Here is a 14,885-nt window from a genome sequence, read left to right on the forward strand (position 1 = left end):
GTGTTCCATCTTTTCCGGCAAGGTAGTGATTGACTACAGCTAATCTGGTTTCGAGGGAATATTTTGGCTTTGCCATAAAAAACTGCACCTTACTCAGTTGGGTATCCAACTTTTGGGGTGCAGTCCATATCCATTACCGGGCTTGTGACTCAGATCACGTTTATAACTAGCGCATTATTTTATCGCCGCGCGAGACGCCAACGATGCCCGAGCGCGCAACTTCAACTATTTTCGCCACTTCGCGAATCGTATTCAGAAAAGCGTCCAGCTTATCGCTGGTGCCGGCAAGCTGAACCGTGTACAGCGTTGGCGTGACATCAATGATTTGTCCGCGGAAAATTTCCGCGCTGCGTTTCACCTCTTCGCGCCCGTATCCGCTGGCCTGAACTTTTACCAGCATGATTTCACGTTCGACATGCGCGCCCTGCCCCAGCTCGCTCACTCGCAGAACATCCACCAGCTTATGAAGCTGCTTCTCTATCTGCTCGAGGACTTTTTCGTCGCCGACAGTTTGTATGGTCATGCGCGACAGGGTTGGATCATCCGTTGGCGCGACGGTCAGACTTTCAATGTTATAGCCACGTTGAGAGAACAGGCCGATAACCCGGGAGAGCGCCCCGGATTCGTTTTCCAGTAAGACAGATAATATCCGGCGCATATCAGGTTCTCTCCGTTTTGCTTAACCACATTTCGTCCATTCCCCCACCGCGGATCTGCATCGGGTAAACGTGCTCCGTCCCGTCAACCGTGACATCCACGAACACCAGACGCTGATTTTTTACCGCTTCCAGCGCTTGCGCCAGTTTGCTTTCCAGCTCATCAGGTTGAGTAATGCTGATACCAACGTGCCCGTAAGCCTCTGCCAGACGGACGAAATCAGGCAATGATTCCATATAAGACTGAGAATGGCGGCCCGAGTAAATCATGTCCTGCCACTGCTTAACCATGCCGAGATAGCGGTTGTTAAGGTTCAGCACAAGCACCGGCAAGCCGTACTGGAGCGCGGTAGAAAGTTCCTGAATATTCATCTGAATACTGCCGTCACCGGTCACACACACAACGGTTTCTTCAGGAAGCGCGAGTTTCACGCCAAGCGCTGCGGGTAACCCGAAGCCCATCGTGCCAAGGCCACCGGAGTTTATCCAACGACGCGGTTCATCAAAGGTGTAATAAAGCGCGGCAAACATCTGGTGCTGGCCTACATCCGATGTGACGTACGCTTCACCTTTGGTAAGCTTATAGATAGTTTCAATAACCGCCTGAGGCTTAATCTTTCCGCTTTCCCGATCAAACTCCAGGCATTGTTTTGCCCGCCAGTGTTCAATCTGTTGCCACCAGTCGCGGATGTCATCACAGGACTGGAGCGTTTCTTCGTTGGCAAGCAGTTCGAGCATTTGTTGCAGCACCAGGCGGGCGTCACCCACGACAGGAATATCTGCGCCGACCGTTTTCGAAATCGAGGTTGGGTCAATATCAATGTGCAGCACGGTGGCATTCGGACAATATTTTGCCAGGTTATTGGTTGTGCGGTCGTCAAATCTTACGCCTACGCCAAAGATCACATCAGAATTATGCATGACCATATTAGCTTCATATGTTCCGTGCATTCCTAACATGCCCAGCGCCTGCCGATGCGTGCCCGGGAACGCTCCCAGCCCCATTAAAGAGGAAACAACGGGAATATTCAGCTTCTCGGCAACTTCACGCAGCTCTGCATGACAGGCGGAGGTGATGGCGCCGCCCCCAACGTACATCACCGGCTTTTTCGCACCCAGCAAAGTCTGCAGGGCGCGTTTTATTTGGCCTTTATGACCCTGAGTGGTCGGATTATATGAGCGCATGCTCACCGTTTCCGGGTAGCTATAGGGGAACTTATTTGCAGGACTCATAATATCTTTCGGCAAATCGACCACCACAGGTCCCGGACGGCCGCTAGCGGCTAGCCAGAACGCTTTTTTGATAATGCCTGGGATATCCTCAGCCTGCTTAACCAGGAAGCTATGTTTTACCACCGGGCGCGAGATCCCGACCATGTCGCATTCCTGAAAAGCATCGTAACCGATGAGGGAAGTAGCGACCTGACCTGAAAGTACAACCAGAGGAATGGAGTCCATATAAGCGGTAGCGATACCGGTTATGGCGTTAGTTGCGCCGGGCCCTGAAGTCACCAGCACAACCCCAACCTCCCCGGTTGCTCGTGCCAGGCCATCAGCCATATGTACGGCAGCTTGTTCATGGCGTACCAGCACATGATCAATTCCACCAATTGTATGGAGCGCATCGTAAATATCGAGTACAGCGCCCCCCGGATAGCCGAATACATGCTTAACGCCCTGATCGATTAGCGATCGGACGACCATCTCGGCTCCTGACAACATCTCCATGGTTTGCCTCCAGGCTCACGTTTTTGACTGACGACAGAATTCATTTCCGCTCGGTCATTAAGGCAGGTTCTTACGCTCTGCCTGACTTTTTTATTTTAGGGATTCCTTCCTAACATAACCGTTGAAAATCGGGCAGGCAATCGCCTGACTACGCAGCCACATCATCGTTTTTAACTTCCTTGCTACAAAATGCCGACATATCGGAGTTAAGCCCTGATTATAAGCAAATACTATTACTGAATATGTTATGAACGTGAGAATTACAGGTGGAATCTAAATAACGAGGGAGATTTTATGGATTACGAAGCGACCGCCAGAAAGTGCTACAGCATAAAATGCTGGCAAAGAGACAATAATAAGAAAAACCGGCCTGTTTTTGACCGGCAGCTCATGCAGATAACATTAGAAATTACTTACGGCACACAGCAGTGAGTAATTCAGCCATCCATTGATGTCCTCTATCTTTGTTAGCGGCCTCGTGCCATGACAGATAACAGGTACGCGTATTTTCCTTGAGAGGTAGATCAAATATATTCAGATGTAAACTTTCAGAAAATTCTTCAGCCAACCAGCGAGGCGCTATTGCCACTAATTGCGTCTGCGAGACGACATTAAGCACGCTTGTCAGCGCCATACCTTGATAAGAAATACAGGCTTGCCTTTGCGGCGTTTGGTACCAGAGGGCGCTAAATGAAGCAAAACGTTCCAGAGAAACCACCGCATGCTGTTCGTTATAAATATCTCTGTCTCTTAACGTTGATATTAAACGAGGATGCTTTTGGCTGGCCACCAGAACCATTTCGTCTTCAAACAACGGCACACAGCTAAATTCCGAACGGCGAAACTCATCATAGCTGATAACGAATTCTGTTTCCTGATAGCGTAACTGGTGTTCAATATCTTTATTTAAGCAGGACTTAAACAGCAATTGAATATTGGGCGCCGATTGTCTGACGTTATTAAAAATGATGGATGTCAGTAAATTATCGAGTGGACTGCTGACGCAAAGCTGAAAAACACGCTCACTCTCACCGGCTTCAAAGCCGGTGCCTGGCAATTCATTTTGAACAAGCTGCAAAGCCTGGCGGACTGCGCCAAACAGTTGAAATGCACGAGCAGTAGGCTGTATGCCGCGCCCATAGCGCACAAACAATTCATCGTTAAACATAACTTTCAGGCGCGCCACTGCATTACTGACCGCAGGCTGCGACATTCCTAACAATTGAGCCGCCCTGGTAATGTTCTGTACCTGCATCACCGCATCAAAAACGGTCAGTAAATTTAAGTCTACCGTACGTAACTGGTATTTATTCCCGTCGTTGACGGACGGACGCTCTATATAGTCATCAGACATGATTTACTCCAGTAACAGGACAGTTCCTTCTGCACGGAAGGTACTATACGCAATTCCTTTCAACCTTAAAAAATATACTGATAGCAACAATCGACAGGTCTATTGTTTTAAAATCCCTACCATTCTTCTCAGGTATCCATGACACAAACAAATGTATTATTGTTGCAACAAACTTCACATAATGAATGGAAAAACCTGTGCGCTTCCACACAGGGTTTTACGGGCAGGCAATAAAATCACAAAACGCTCCAATGTACAATAATTCACATGATGAATAACAGTTTAAGGACTAATAAAATATTTAAAACAACCCTTTTCTCACTTTAGGAATTTACTATATGCAAATGTCTTTATGCTTCAAAAAACTAAAAACATCCACAATCGCTAAAAATATTAAAGGCAGGCGCGATAAAAATCTTGTTTATTAACCAGTTAGTACTTCAATTAACATGCAGTTCTCTACGTAATAAAAAACAGTTTTATACACCATTCATATATTTTTAAATTTACGTTTTTTTTAGCATAATAGACTACTTCTGATATTCACCGATTATGACTGTGCTAACGTCCATCAACCGCTGAGGGTTGACACAGCAAAGCAGATCAAGTACCAATAAATGCATATCGCAAACACTTGAGGCTTGAAACATGATTCGCACCTATCGCCTACTAGTTCTACTACTAAACGCATCTTATTTGCGCGGTAGACTGGTGGGCGACATCAAGCGTTGATTCAAGCCATCAGACTGAAAAAACCCGCGCCGTTGCGCGGGTTTTTTTATGCCCCTAACTTCGGCGCTAAAACAAAACAAGGACCATAACATGAGCCAACAAGTCATAATTTTTGATACGACCTTGCGTGATGGTGAGCAAGCGCTGCAGGCCAGCCTGAGTGTAAAAGAAAAGCTGCAGATAGCGATGGCGCTGGAACGTATGGGGGTTGATGTTATGGAAGTCGGTTTCCCGGTTTCCTCGCCTGGTGATTTTGAATCCGTACAGACCATCGCCCGCAACATCAAAAATAGCCGTGTATGTGGTCTGGCCCGCTGCGTAGAGAAAGATATCGATGTCGCAGCGGAATCCCTGAAAGTCGCGGAAGCTTTCCGAATTCATACCTTTATCGCCACCTCTCCGATGCATATCGCCACCAAGCTGCGCAGTACGCTGGATGAAGTAATTGAGCGCTCGATCTATATGGTGAAACGCGCCCGTAATTACACCGACGATGTTGAATTCTCCTGCGAAGATGCGGGGCGTACCCCAATCGCTGACCTGGCGCGCGTAGTAGAAGCCGCGATTAACGCAGGCGCAACCACCATCAATATCCCTGACACCGTCGGCTACACCATGCCGTTTGAGTTCGCCAATATCATCACCGGTCTGTACGAGCGCGTACCAAACATCGATAAAGCGATTATTTCCGTACATACCCACGACGATTTAGGTCTGGCGGTAGGTAACGCCATCGCCGCGGTTCACGCTGGCGCTCGCCAGGTTGAAGGCGCGATGAACGGTATCGGTGAGCGTGCGGGTAACTGCTCGCTGGAAGAAGTCATCATGGCGATTAAGGTGCGCAAAGACATCATGAACCTGCACACCAACATCAATCATCATGAAATTTGGCGTACCAGCCAGATGGTCAGCCAAATTTGCAATATGCCGGTGCCGGCTAATAAGGCCATCGTCGGGACCGGGGCTTTCGCTCACTCTTCCGGTATCCACCAGGATGGCGTGCTGAAAAATCGTGAAAACTACGAAATCATGACGCCCGAATCTATTGGCCTGAATCAGGTACAGTTGAACCTGACCTCCCGCTCAGGACGTGCCGCAGTGAAGCACCGCATGGATGAGATGGGCTACAAAGAGAGCGACTACAGCCTGGATAATCTGTACGACGCCTTCCTGAAGCTGGCGGACAAAAAAGGCCAGGTATTCGATTACGATCTGGAAGCGCTGGCCTTCATTAATAAACAGCAGGAAGAACCAGAGCATTTCCGTCTGGACTACTTCAGCGTGCAGTCTGGTTCTAACGATATCGCCACGGCCTCCGTGAAGCTGGCCTGCGGCGATGAAATCAAAGCTGAAGCCGCGAATGGCAACGGCCCGGTCGATGCTATTTACCAGGCGATTAACCGCATCACCGACTACGACATTGAGCTGGTGAAATATGGCTTAAGCGCCAAAGGTCACGGTAAAGATGCGCTGGGTCAGGTGGATATCGTAGCAAATTACAACGGCCGCCGTTTCCATGGCGTGGGGCTGGCGACCGATATCATTGAGTCATCAGCCAAGGCTATGGTGCACGTGCTGAACAACATCTGGCGCGCAGGCGAAGTCGAAAAAGAATTGCAACGCAAAGCTCAACAACAGAATAAAGAACAAAATCAGGAAACCGTGTGACATGTCAAAATCTCATCATATAGCAGTATTACCGGGCGACGGCATTGGCCCAGAAGTCATGGCGCAGGCGATGAAGGTACTGGATGCCGTTCGTACGCGCTTCGATATGCGAATCACCACCAGCTCCTATGACGTCGGCGGCATCGCCATTGACCGTCATGGCAATCCTCTGCCTCCGATTACCGTTGAAGGCTGTGAGCAGGCGGACGCTATTCTGTTTGGCTCCGTTGGCGGCCCAAAATGGGAACATTTGCCGCCGACACAACAGCCAGAACGCGGTGCGCTGCTGCCGTTGCGCAAGCATTTCAAACTGTTCAGCAACCTGCGCCCTGCGCGCCTGTATCAGGGGCTGGAGGAGTTTTGCCCGCTGCGTGCCGATATCGCCGCAAACGGCTTCGACATTCTGTGCGTGCGTGAACTGACCGGCGGCATTTACTTCGGTCAGCCAAAGGGCCGCGAAGGCACCGGCATGCATGAAAAAGCTTTTGATACCGAGGTGTATCATCGCTTTGAAATTGAGCGCATCGCTCGCATCGCCTTTGAATCCGCACGCAAACGTCGTAACAAAGTCACCTCAATCGATAAAGCGAACGTGCTGCAAACGTCCGTAATGTGGCGCGAGATCGTTAACGAAATCGCCAACGAGTACCCGGACGTTGAGCTGTCGCATATGTACATCGACAATGCCACCATGCAGTTGATTAAAGACCCGTCCCAGTTCGACGTGCTGCTGTGTTCCAACCTGTTCGGCGACATTCTGTCCGACGAATGCGCGATGATCACAGGCTCGATGGGCATGCTGCCTTCCGCCAGCCTGAATGAACAAGGCTTCGGCCTGTACGAACCTGCGGGCGGCTCAGCGCCGGATATCGCGGGCAAAAATATCGCAAACCCAATTGCGCAGATCCTCTCTCTGGCTTTATTACTGCGCTACAGCCTGGACGCTGAAGAGGCCGCCGCGGCCATCGAAAACGCCATTAACCTTGCGCTGGAAGAAGGTTTCCGTACTGGCGATTTAGCTCGCGATGGCAAAGCAATCAGCACCGATGAAATGGGCGACACCATTGCCCGCTTCGTGGCTCAGGGGAAATAATCATGGCGAAGACGTTATATCAAAAGTTGTACGATGCGCATGTCGTGTATGAAGCGGTGGACGAAACCCCGCTGCTGTATATCGACCGCCATCTGGTTCATGAAGTCACATCTCCGCAGGCGTTTGATGGTCTGCGTGCGCACAATCGCCCGGTGCGTCAGCCGGGTAAAACCTTCGCGACCATGGACCACAACGTTTCCACGCAGACGAAAGACATCAACGCCTCCGGCGAAATGGCCCGCATTCAGATGCAGGAATTGATGAAAAACTGCAAGGCATTCGGCGTTGAGCTCTATGACCTGAACCACCCCTACCAGGGCATCGTCCATGTTATGGGCCCGGAGCAAGGCATTACGCTGCCGGGTATGACCATCGTGTGCGGCGACTCCCATACCGCAACCCACGGCGCATTCGGCGCGCTGGCGTTTGGTATCGGCACCTCCGAAGTTGAACACGTGCTGGCAACGCAAACCCTGAAACAGGGTCGTGCGAAAACCATGAAAATTGAAGTTACCGGCACCGCAGCGCCGGGCATCACGGCAAAAGATATCGTGCTGGCGATCATCGGCAAAACCGGCAGCGCTGGGGGCACCGGGCACGTGGTGGAATTCTGCGGCAGCGCCATTCAGGCTCTCTCCATGGAAGGCCGCATGACGTTGTGCAACATGGCTATCGAAATGGGCGCCAAAGCGGGCATCGTTGCGCCGGATGAAACTACCTTCAACTATGTAAAAGGCCGTCTGCATGCGCCAAAAGCCGCCGACTGGGACGAAGCGGTTGCGTACTGGAAAACCTTCAGCACCGATGAAGGCGCTAAGTTCGATAGCGTTGTCACGCTGGACGCCGCCGAGATTGCTCCGCAGGTGACCTGGGGCACCAACCCAGGCCAGGTGATTTCCGTTACCGAAAATATTCCGAACCCGGAATCCTTCGCCGATCCGGTCGAACGTGCTTCTGCCGAAAAGGCGCTGGCTTATATGGGCCTGAAACCGGGCATTCCGTTAACCGAAGTGGCTATCGACAAAGTCTTTATCGGCTCCTGCACCAATTCACGCATTGAAGATTTACGCGCCGCGGCAGAAGTCGCCAAAGGCCGTAAAGTCGCACCGGGCGTGCAGGCGCTGGTCGTGCCAGGTTCTGGTCCGGTAAAAGCGCAGGCGGAAGAAGAAGGCCTGGATAAGATTTTCATCGAAGCCGGATTTGAATGGCGTTTGCCTGGCTGCTCAATGTGCCTGGCGATGAACAACGATCGTCTGGAACCGGGCGAACGCTGCGCCTCCACCAGCAACCGTAACTTTGAAGGTCGTCAGGGCCGTGGCGGGCGCACCCATTTGGTTAGCCCGGCGATGGCCGCGGCCGCCGCTGTTTCCGGCCACTTTGCTGACATCCGCACGTTGAAATAAAGGAAAACACCATGGCAGAGAAATTTACCCAACATACCGGCCTGGTCGTTCCGCTGGATGCTGCAAACGTTGATACTGACGCAATTATTCCGAAGCAGTTTTTGCAGAAGGTTACGCGTACCGGTTTCGGCGCGCATCTGTTTAACGACTGGCGTTTCCTGGACGATGCAGGCCAGCAGCCTAACCCGGAATTTGTACTGAATTTCCCGGAATTCAAAGGCGCATCCATTCTGCTTGCGCGTGAAAACTTCGGCTGCGGCTCGTCCCGTGAACACGCGCCGTGGGCGCTGACAGATTACGGCTTTAAAGTCGTCATCGCGCCAAGCTTTGCGGATATCTTCTACGGCAACTCGTTCAACAACCAGCTTCTGCCGGTCACGCTGAGCGAAGAAGAAGTCGATGAGATGTTTAAGCTGGTAGCGGCAAATCCGGGTATTAAGTTTGTTGTCGACCTGGAAGCGCAAACCGTGAAAGCGGGCGATAAAACGTACTCTTTTAATATTGATACGTTCCGCCGCCACTGCATGTTAGAAGGGCTGGATAGCATTGGGCTGACGCTGCAGCACGAAGGCGCTATTTCTGCCTACGAACAGAAGCAACCAGCGTTTATGCAGTAAGCTCCACTGCCGCCCCTTTCCTACAAAGAGAGGGGCGCAGCCGGACTGCCCGTCACCCTGCCGCCCGGCGTCTTTTTTACCCAACCCTTCGCTAAACGGCTTACTTATTTTTCATTTTAACTATCCCGCCGTTTTTCCCAATCAGATATCTGTTGCCATCGAAAGAGAAAAAGGGCTCTTCATCATTGTACTTGTAGATAGTCATAAATTTTTCTTTATCAATGCAGTTTTTTGGCGTTTGCATATCATAGAAACACATGCGGTCATATTTCCCTTCCTCTTTATACCCCTCGCCAAAATCCCAGAAAATCATGACGTAAAAACCATCTTCCGCAGGTTTTGGAGCATTATATTTTTCTTTTATTATGCTTTTATTTTCCAGCCACCACCTGATTTTACCTTTATCAGTAAAAGGGAGATTGCGCACTAAAATATCACTATAGTTATTCCGCTGATGGACGGCGACGATTTGCGCCGGATGCAGTGCTCGCCAGATAAAATAGCCCAGCAGGACGCTGCCGGCCAGGAACAGCATAAAGATAATTTTTTTACTTTTTGCTTTCATTACGCTCTCCGACGATCTCTATGGTGGCTGCCATATTGGTTATAAAAGGTTTAAAACCAAGCCGGTTGTATCTCTGAAGCACAAACCAGAGACGGAAAAAACGGAGCTTTTTAAACGTTGTATTCAGGACATCCTCCTTCACAAGGCCAACACCATCCTTTCTTCTATAATATACAGTTATGCAAACTCGCTATTTCCGACTACAAACAGAAACAACCGGCGTTTATGCAGTAATCTCCACTGCCGCACGGCATCTTTTTTACCAAATCCTTCGCAAAACGGCTTACTTATTTTTCATTTTAACTATCCCGCCGTTTTTCCCAATCAGATATCTGTTGCCATCGAAAGAGAAAAAGGGCTCTTCATCATTGTACTTGTAGATAGTCATAAATTTTTCTTTATCAATGCAGTTTTTTGGCGTTTGCATATCATAGAAACACATGCGATCATATTTCCCTTCTTCTTTGTAGCCCTCGCCAAAATCCCAGAAAATAATAGTATAACTACCATAAGATGCAGGTTTAGGAATACCATAGCGACTTTTTAGCCTATTCTTATTTTCCAGCCACCAGGCTATTTTCCCTCGATCGGTAATCGGGAAGTTTTTTACTAAAACAGAACTGAAGTGTCCATCCTCATGCACGGCAACAATTTCTATCGGCCGGAGGCTTCGCCAGATAAAATAACCCAGTAAGAGGCTGCCAGCCAGTAATACCACTGAAAGGATTTTTTTACTTTTTGCTTTCATTACGCTCTCCGACGATCTCTATAACCGCTTCCATATTGGTGATAAAAGGTTTAAAACCAAGCTGGTTGTATCTCTGAAGCACAAACCAGAGACGGAAAAAACGGAGCTTTTTAAAGGTTGTATTCAGGATGTCGTGCTTATCGAGGCCAAAATGATCCTGTATTTTATACTGTACGACCGCGCGGAAGCGATGGCCGGAAATCTGGAGCGATTTGATGGTGATATCGGTAGCCCAGGTATCGTGAACGGTGATACCCATCCCGTTAAAATTATCCTGAAAGCGATCAAATTTTGGTAACTTACCACTCATGATGGCGTCCCGTAACCTGTCCTTATATTTTTCCGGATAACACATCTTTTCCCAGTCAATATTTTTCTCTAAAACGGCTTTTAACTGCAGACGAGAGCTATTATCCGGCGATCTGTCATTAAGAATATGCGCCTTCAACGCCGCGTCCAGATACAGGTCAGTAAACGGCGCGCCATTGCCGTACTGCATATGAGAGATCATCTTTTCAATAAGCGTCTTATACGGGCCATACATAGAAAATGAACGTGATAAATAACGAAACTCATCAAAAAGGATGCCGGCGCACTCCTGACGGCTAACCTTTTCATCTTCGCTGCGGGAGCCATAAATTCGTATTTGATTAAACGGGGTAATTTTAGTCAGTGTGTAAGGATTAACTCTTGAAGAAACGTCCGTTAAATTAAACTGTGATTTTAGCTGCGCCTCCGACAGATCGCCGTAGCGCATATCGTCCGCGCCATAGTCATCCATACGCTTTTGGGTTTTGAATATCTCGCAGGGGAATTGCAATTTATCCATAGAAATACACTCCTTGTATAATCGTCATTTTGCTTTCTACAGGAGGATAAGCGATTAACCACCGGGGGAAAAACGCAGATGCTTAAATCTGATTTTTGCCCATTATTATCAGGACAACGTTTAAATATTCTGTACCCGGCTCGTCAGCGCCAATGCCACCACCGAAAGCCCGGCAATCAGCCAGTACACGGAATAGTGGCCATAACTTTCCGCAAGCGTCCCTTGTAAAACACCCGCCAGAATCACCCCGGTTGAAATACTATTAGTAAACAACGTTGTAGCAGAGCCCGGCCGCCCCGGCATTAAATCCTGAAACCAAAGCATGCCGATCCCGGCCACGATCCCGATAAACACCGCGTTAAAAAGTTGCAAAACCAGTAGCGCCGCCCGGCTGTGGAACATAATCAGCCCAACGTAGAACAGCACGCCGGCGGCCACGGCAACCACCATCATGCGTCGCTTCCCGAAACGTTTCACGTAATAGCCCGCCAGAATCATTGCCGGGATTTCCAGGCCCGCCGCCGTGCCCATCAGCAAACCGGCAAGGGACTCCGGCAGCCCTAAATCGCTGCTGATCCACAGCGGCATGTCGATGATATACATGGTATTGCAGGTCCACATCAGCATCGAGGCGATAAACAGCATGCGCACGTTTTTATCTTTCCAGCCGCTGATCTGCGTGAGCGCGACGTCGGCAGGCTGCTCAATTCTTGCAACGGAAGGCAAGGCAAAGAAGATAAGCGCCAGCGAGATGACAAAGATCCCCGCAGCAATCAGGAACATGGTGGTAAAGCCATAGTTCAGCGCCAGCATAAAGGAGAGCGGCGGGCCGATAACCCAGGCAAGCGAGAGCTGGGCACGCATCACCGAGCTGAACATCACCACTTCACGCGCGGAACTGTCCGCATATTCACGCGCTAAAGCAAAAATCTGCGGCATGGCGGTATTTGCGATGGAGGCGAACAGCACGCCGATAGTGATTAACGTCAGATAATGGCGATTAAAAGCAAACAGCACGCAGTTTGCCACCGCCATCAGGCAGCAAACCATAATGAGTTTGCGTCTGTCGCCCCGGTTGTCGGAACGTTTGGCCAGAAGCAGGCTGACCAGAATACCTGCCACGGCGTTCACGGTATAAAACAGGCCAACCCAGAAGGGACGGACTTCCACCTCACGCGACAAAAACAGGCTCAGAGTCGGTGCCTGGAGCGCCCCCGCGATACCCATCATAAAAGCAACTACCATAAAAGCGGCGTACACCGGATTGATACGTCGTCTTTTAGTGAGAAACCAGGCCATGCGGGATCCTTTAAAATTACGCGCGTTAAGTGCTGAAATCATAAACTAAAAAAGCCAGCAGTTATAATCTGCTGGCTGGTGAAAAGCACCAATACTCAGTCACACTTCGATGTCGGCGGTTCAGGGTTTCCCGATCGTTGGGGCTGTAACCTCCCACTGCATTAAGTCTTCGAGCATCCTCAGACGTTGCCCTGCTGTCAGGCGAGCCAGCCATCCAGACTCAACGAATTTCGTTGCGGCAAAGTAATTTCGGTAAAACTCAGCGGCTGATGATCGTTTCATATGCCCCTCCTCGCTTTCATCGTTGATGATTATTGGCGTAATATAGGGAAAGTTAAATTGATGAGTTTCCGCCTGGAGTTCCCCTTTTATGTCTTCTGGCCGTTTGCAACAACAGTTCATCCGTCTTTGGCAATATTGCGACGGTAAACCGCAAGAAACCACGCTCAACGATCTGGCGGAGCTGTTGAATTGCTCGCGCCGTCATATGCGTACGCTATTGAATACAATGCAGGAAAAAGGCTGGCTAAGCTGGAAGGCGAAAGTTGGGCGCGGCAAACGATCGCAGCTTGAATTTCTGTATACCGGCCTTGCGCTTCAGCAGCAGCGGGCCGAAGATCTTCTCGAACAGGATCGTATCGATCAACTGGTGCAGATCGTGGGGGACAAAGCCACCGTCCGACAGATGCTCATTTCCCACCTCGGCAGAAGCTTCCGCCAGGGCCGCCACATTCTGCGTGTGCTCTACTATCGCCCGCTGTTAAATCTGCTGCCCGGTTCCGCATTACGTCGTTCAGAAACGCATATTGCCCGCCAGATATTCAGCGGCCTGACGCGGATAAACGAGGAAAACGGGGAACTGGAAGCGGATATTGCTCATCACTGGCAACAAATTTCCCCATTACACTGGCGCTTTTATCTTCGTCCCGGCATTCATTTTCATCATGGCCGCGAGCTGGACATGCTGGATGTCATGACCTCTTTGCAGCGCATAAACAGCCTGCCGCTTTATGCCCACATTAATCAAATCAGCACGCCTACGGCCTGGACGCTGGACATTCACCTGTCCCAGCCGGACCGCTGGCTCCCATGGCTGCTTGGCAGCGTGAACGCGATGATCCTGCCGCGCGAATGGCAAACGTTAGATAATTTTTCCCGCCAGCCCGTGGGCACCGGCCCCTATTCCGTAGTGCGTAATAACAATAACCAGCTCAAGATTCAGGCCTGGGATGACTACTTCGGTTATCGCGCGCTGATTGATGAGGTGAATTTCTGGGTGCTGCCGGAAATTGGCGAGGAGGTGAGCTGCGCGGTACAGCTTCAGGGCATGCCGGATAGCGAAAAAGCGGTAGAAAGCCGGCTGGAAGAGGGCTGCTACTACCTGCTGTTCGATAGCCGTTCTTCACGCGGCAGCCATGACGGCGTGCGCGCCTGGGTAAGCCATGTGCTTGCTCCCATTCATCTTCTGTATAGCGCAGGCGAGCAAAATCAGCAGTACTGGTTCCCGGCCTACGGCCTGCTTCCTCGCTGGCACCATACGCGCCCGCAGCCCGCAGGCGTGAAGCCCGCCGGGCTGGAAAGCCTTACCCTTACCTTCTATCGCGACCACGTAGAACATCGCGCGATCGGCAATATTATGGCGCAGCTTCTCGCCGCACACGGCGTCCATCTGCAGATACAGGAAGTAAGCTACGAAGAGTGGCATCAGGGCGATTCTGCCAGCGATATCTGGCTTAACAGCGCCAACTTCACCCTGCCGCTGGAATTTTCACTTTTCTCTCATCTCTACGAAGTGCCGTTAATACAAAAATGCATCGACATTGACTGGGAAACGGACACCAGCAAGTGGCACAAAGGCGAACTAAAGCTTCCGGAGTGGTGCCAGCAACGCGTTGAGAAACATGATATTTTGCCGCTCATTCACCACTGGCTGCGCATCGAAGGCCAGCGCAGTATGCGCGGCGTAAGAATGAACACGCTCGGCTGGTTCGATTTTAAATCCGCCTGGTTTGCGCCGCCTGAACCATAGCGCTTCCGAATCATTCACAGAATCATTACAATGGCGCGTTCTCAACGGGGTGCCAGGACCATTGTCCGAGCTGAGATAATACCCGTCGAACCTGATCCGGATAACGCCGGCGAAGGGATTTGAGGCTTACCGCTCAAAGTCCTTTGCCACCCCTAATTTAAGAG

General features: G+C 50.4%; 13 protein-coding genes, 1 pseudogene and 1 riboswitch. Of the genes and pseudogenes, 5 read left to right on the forward strand and 9 right to left on the reverse strand.

Going from position 1 to position 14,885, the window contains the following annotated elements; translation table 11 throughout:
• Positions 1-166: 166 nt before the first annotated feature.
• The 3 genes from ilvN to leuO all read right to left on the reverse strand — a co-directional run bounded on the left by ilvN (position 167) and on the right by leuO (position 3,738).
• Positions 167-658, reverse strand: coding sequence for an acetolactate synthase small subunit (gene ilvN / locus MUA00_RS08240; RefSeq protein WP_121266960.1), 492 nt, complete (start codon positions 656-658; stop codon positions 167-169).
• 1 nt (position 659) lies between these two features.
• Positions 660-2,384, reverse strand: a complete 1,725-nt coding sequence (ilvI, locus tag MUA00_RS08245; RefSeq protein WP_271122619.1) for an acetolactate synthase 3 large subunit — start codon at positions 2,382-2,384, stop codon at positions 660-662.
• A 409-nt stretch (positions 2,385-2,793) separates the two neighbouring features.
• Positions 2,794-3,738 carry a transcriptional regulator LeuO gene (gene leuO, locus MUA00_RS08250; protein WP_271122620.1) on the reverse strand — a complete coding sequence of 315 codons (945 nt, stop codon included), beginning with the start codon at positions 3,736-3,738 and terminating at the stop codon, positions 2,794-2,796.
• A gap of 822 nt (positions 3,739-4,560) precedes the next feature.
• On the opposite strand from leuO, the gene leuA reads away from it, so the two are divergent.
• From leuA to leuD, 4 genes are read left to right on the forward strand one after another with little or no spacing between them, the layout of a single operon-like run.
• The gene (gene leuA / locus MUA00_RS08255) at positions 4,561-6,138 is read left to right on the forward strand and encodes a 2-isopropylmalate synthase (protein ID WP_271122621.1); all 1,578 of its coding nucleotides are present in this window, start codon (positions 4,561-4,563) and stop codon (positions 6,136-6,138) included.
• Between the two features lies 1 nt (position 6,139).
• Positions 6,140-7,231: a 3-isopropylmalate dehydrogenase gene (leuB, locus tag MUA00_RS08260; RefSeq protein WP_271122622.1), complete on the forward strand. Its 1,092-nt coding sequence runs from the start codon at positions 6,140-6,142 to the stop codon at positions 7,229-7,231.
• A gap of 2 nt (positions 7,232-7,233) precedes the next feature.
• Positions 7,234-8,634, forward strand: coding sequence for a 3-isopropylmalate dehydratase large subunit (leuC, locus tag MUA00_RS08265; RefSeq protein ID WP_271122623.1), 1,401 nt, complete (start codon positions 7,234-7,236; stop codon positions 8,632-8,634).
• A gap of 11 nt (positions 8,635-8,645) precedes the next feature.
• Entirely contained in the window at positions 8,646-9,251 is a 606-nt protein-coding gene (gene leuD / locus MUA00_RS08270) for a 3-isopropylmalate dehydratase small subunit (protein WP_271122624.1), read from the forward strand.
• 100 nt (positions 9,252-9,351) lie between these two features.
• Here leuD and MUA00_RS08275 read toward each other — a convergent pair whose 3' ends face one another.
• From MUA00_RS08275 to sgrT, 6 genes and pseudogenes are all read right to left on the reverse strand, one after another.
• Complete coding sequence (locus tag MUA00_RS08275; RefSeq protein ID WP_271122625.1) at positions 9,352-9,816, reverse strand: DUF943 family protein; 465 nt, start codon at positions 9,814-9,816, stop codon at positions 9,352-9,354.
• Positions 9,800-9,991 (reverse strand): annotated as a pseudogene (locus MUA00_RS08280) (DUF3289 family protein); the annotation flags it as partial. The gene MUA00_RS08275 and the pseudogene MUA00_RS08280, both read right to left, overlap by 17 nt.
• Positions 9,992-10,099: 108 nt before the next feature.
• Entirely contained in the window at positions 10,100-10,564 is a 465-nt protein-coding gene (locus tag MUA00_RS08285) for a DUF943 family protein (protein WP_271122626.1), read from the reverse strand.
• Positions 10,548-11,393, reverse strand: coding sequence for a YPO3983 family protein (locus MUA00_RS08290; RefSeq protein ID WP_271122627.1), 846 nt, complete (start codon positions 11,391-11,393; stop codon positions 10,548-10,550). The genes MUA00_RS08285 and MUA00_RS08290 overlap by 17 nt, the downstream gene beginning before the upstream one ends.
• A gap of 120 nt (positions 11,394-11,513) precedes the next feature.
• A complete protein-coding gene (locus MUA00_RS08295; protein WP_271122628.1) occupies positions 11,514-12,692 on the reverse strand; it encodes a sugar efflux transporter in 1,179 nt (392 codons plus the stop codon).
• Between the two features lie 120 nt (positions 12,693-12,812).
• Positions 12,813-13,094 carry a glucose uptake inhibitor SgrT gene (sgrT, locus tag MUA00_RS21295; protein ID WP_408639693.1) on the reverse strand — a complete coding sequence of 94 codons (282 nt, stop codon included), beginning with the start codon at positions 13,092-13,094 and terminating at the stop codon, positions 12,813-12,815.
• Here sgrT and sgrR point away from each other — a divergent pair.
• Complete coding sequence (sgrR, locus tag MUA00_RS08305; RefSeq protein WP_271122630.1) at positions 13,063-14,721, forward strand: HTH-type transcriptional regulator SgrR; 1,659 nt, start codon at positions 13,063-13,065, stop codon at positions 14,719-14,721. The two genes, sgrT and sgrR, sit on opposite strands and share 32 nt — an antisense overlap.
• A 35-nt stretch (positions 14,722-14,756) precedes the next feature.
• Positions 14,757-14,857: riboswitch (TPP riboswitch) on the forward strand.
• Positions 14,858-14,885 lie beyond the last annotated feature (28 nt).

This window comes from Dryocola boscaweniae, from assembly GCF_025215095.1.
Taxonomy (GTDB): domain Bacteria; phylum Pseudomonadota; class Gammaproteobacteria; order Enterobacterales; family Enterobacteriaceae; genus Dryocola; species Dryocola boscaweniae.

Bases quoted from the DNA above. Each gene is read 5' to 3' on its own strand.
- MUA00_RS08275 (WP_271122625.1), bottom strand. From the start codon at position 9,816: ATGAAAGCAAAAAGTAAAAAAATTATCTTTATGCTGTTCCTGGCCGGC.
- sgrR (WP_271122630.1), top strand. From the start codon at position 13,063: ATGTCTTCTGGCCGTTTGCAACAACAGTTCATCCGTCTTTGGCAATAT.
- ilvI (WP_271122619.1), bottom strand. From the start codon at position 2,384: ATGGAGATGTTGTCAGGAGCCGAGATGGTCGTCCGATCGCTAATCGAT.
- ilvN (WP_121266960.1), bottom strand. From the start codon at position 658: ATGCGCCGGATATTATCTGTCTTACTGGAAAACGAATCCGGGGCGCTC.
- leuD (WP_271122624.1), top strand. From the start codon at position 8,646: ATGGCAGAGAAATTTACCCAACATACCGGCCTGGTCGTTCCGCTGGAT.
- leuA (WP_271122621.1), top strand. From the start codon at position 4,561: ATGAGCCAACAAGTCATAATTTTTGATACGACCTTGCGTGATGGTGAG.
- leuB (WP_271122622.1), top strand. From the start codon at position 6,140: ATGTCAAAATCTCATCATATAGCAGTATTACCGGGCGACGGCATTGGC.
- sgrT (WP_408639693.1), bottom strand. From the start codon at position 13,094: ATGAACTGTTGTTGCAAACGGCCAGAAGACATAAAAGGGGAACTCCAG.
- MUA00_RS08295 (WP_271122628.1), bottom strand. From the start codon at position 12,692: ATGGCCTGGTTTCTCACTAAAAGACGACGTATCAATCCGGTGTACGCC.
- MUA00_RS08285 (WP_271122626.1), bottom strand. From the start codon at position 10,564: ATGAAAGCAAAAAGTAAAAAAATCCTTTCAGTGGTATTACTGGCTGGC.
- MUA00_RS08290 (WP_271122627.1), bottom strand. From the start codon at position 11,393: ATGGATAAATTGCAATTCCCCTGCGAGATATTCAAAACCCAAAAGCGT.
- leuC (WP_271122623.1), top strand. From the start codon at position 7,234: ATGGCGAAGACGTTATATCAAAAGTTGTACGATGCGCATGTCGTGTAT.
- leuO (WP_271122620.1), bottom strand. From the start codon at position 3,738: ATGTCTGATGACTATATAGAGCGTCCGTCCGTCAACGACGGGAATAAA.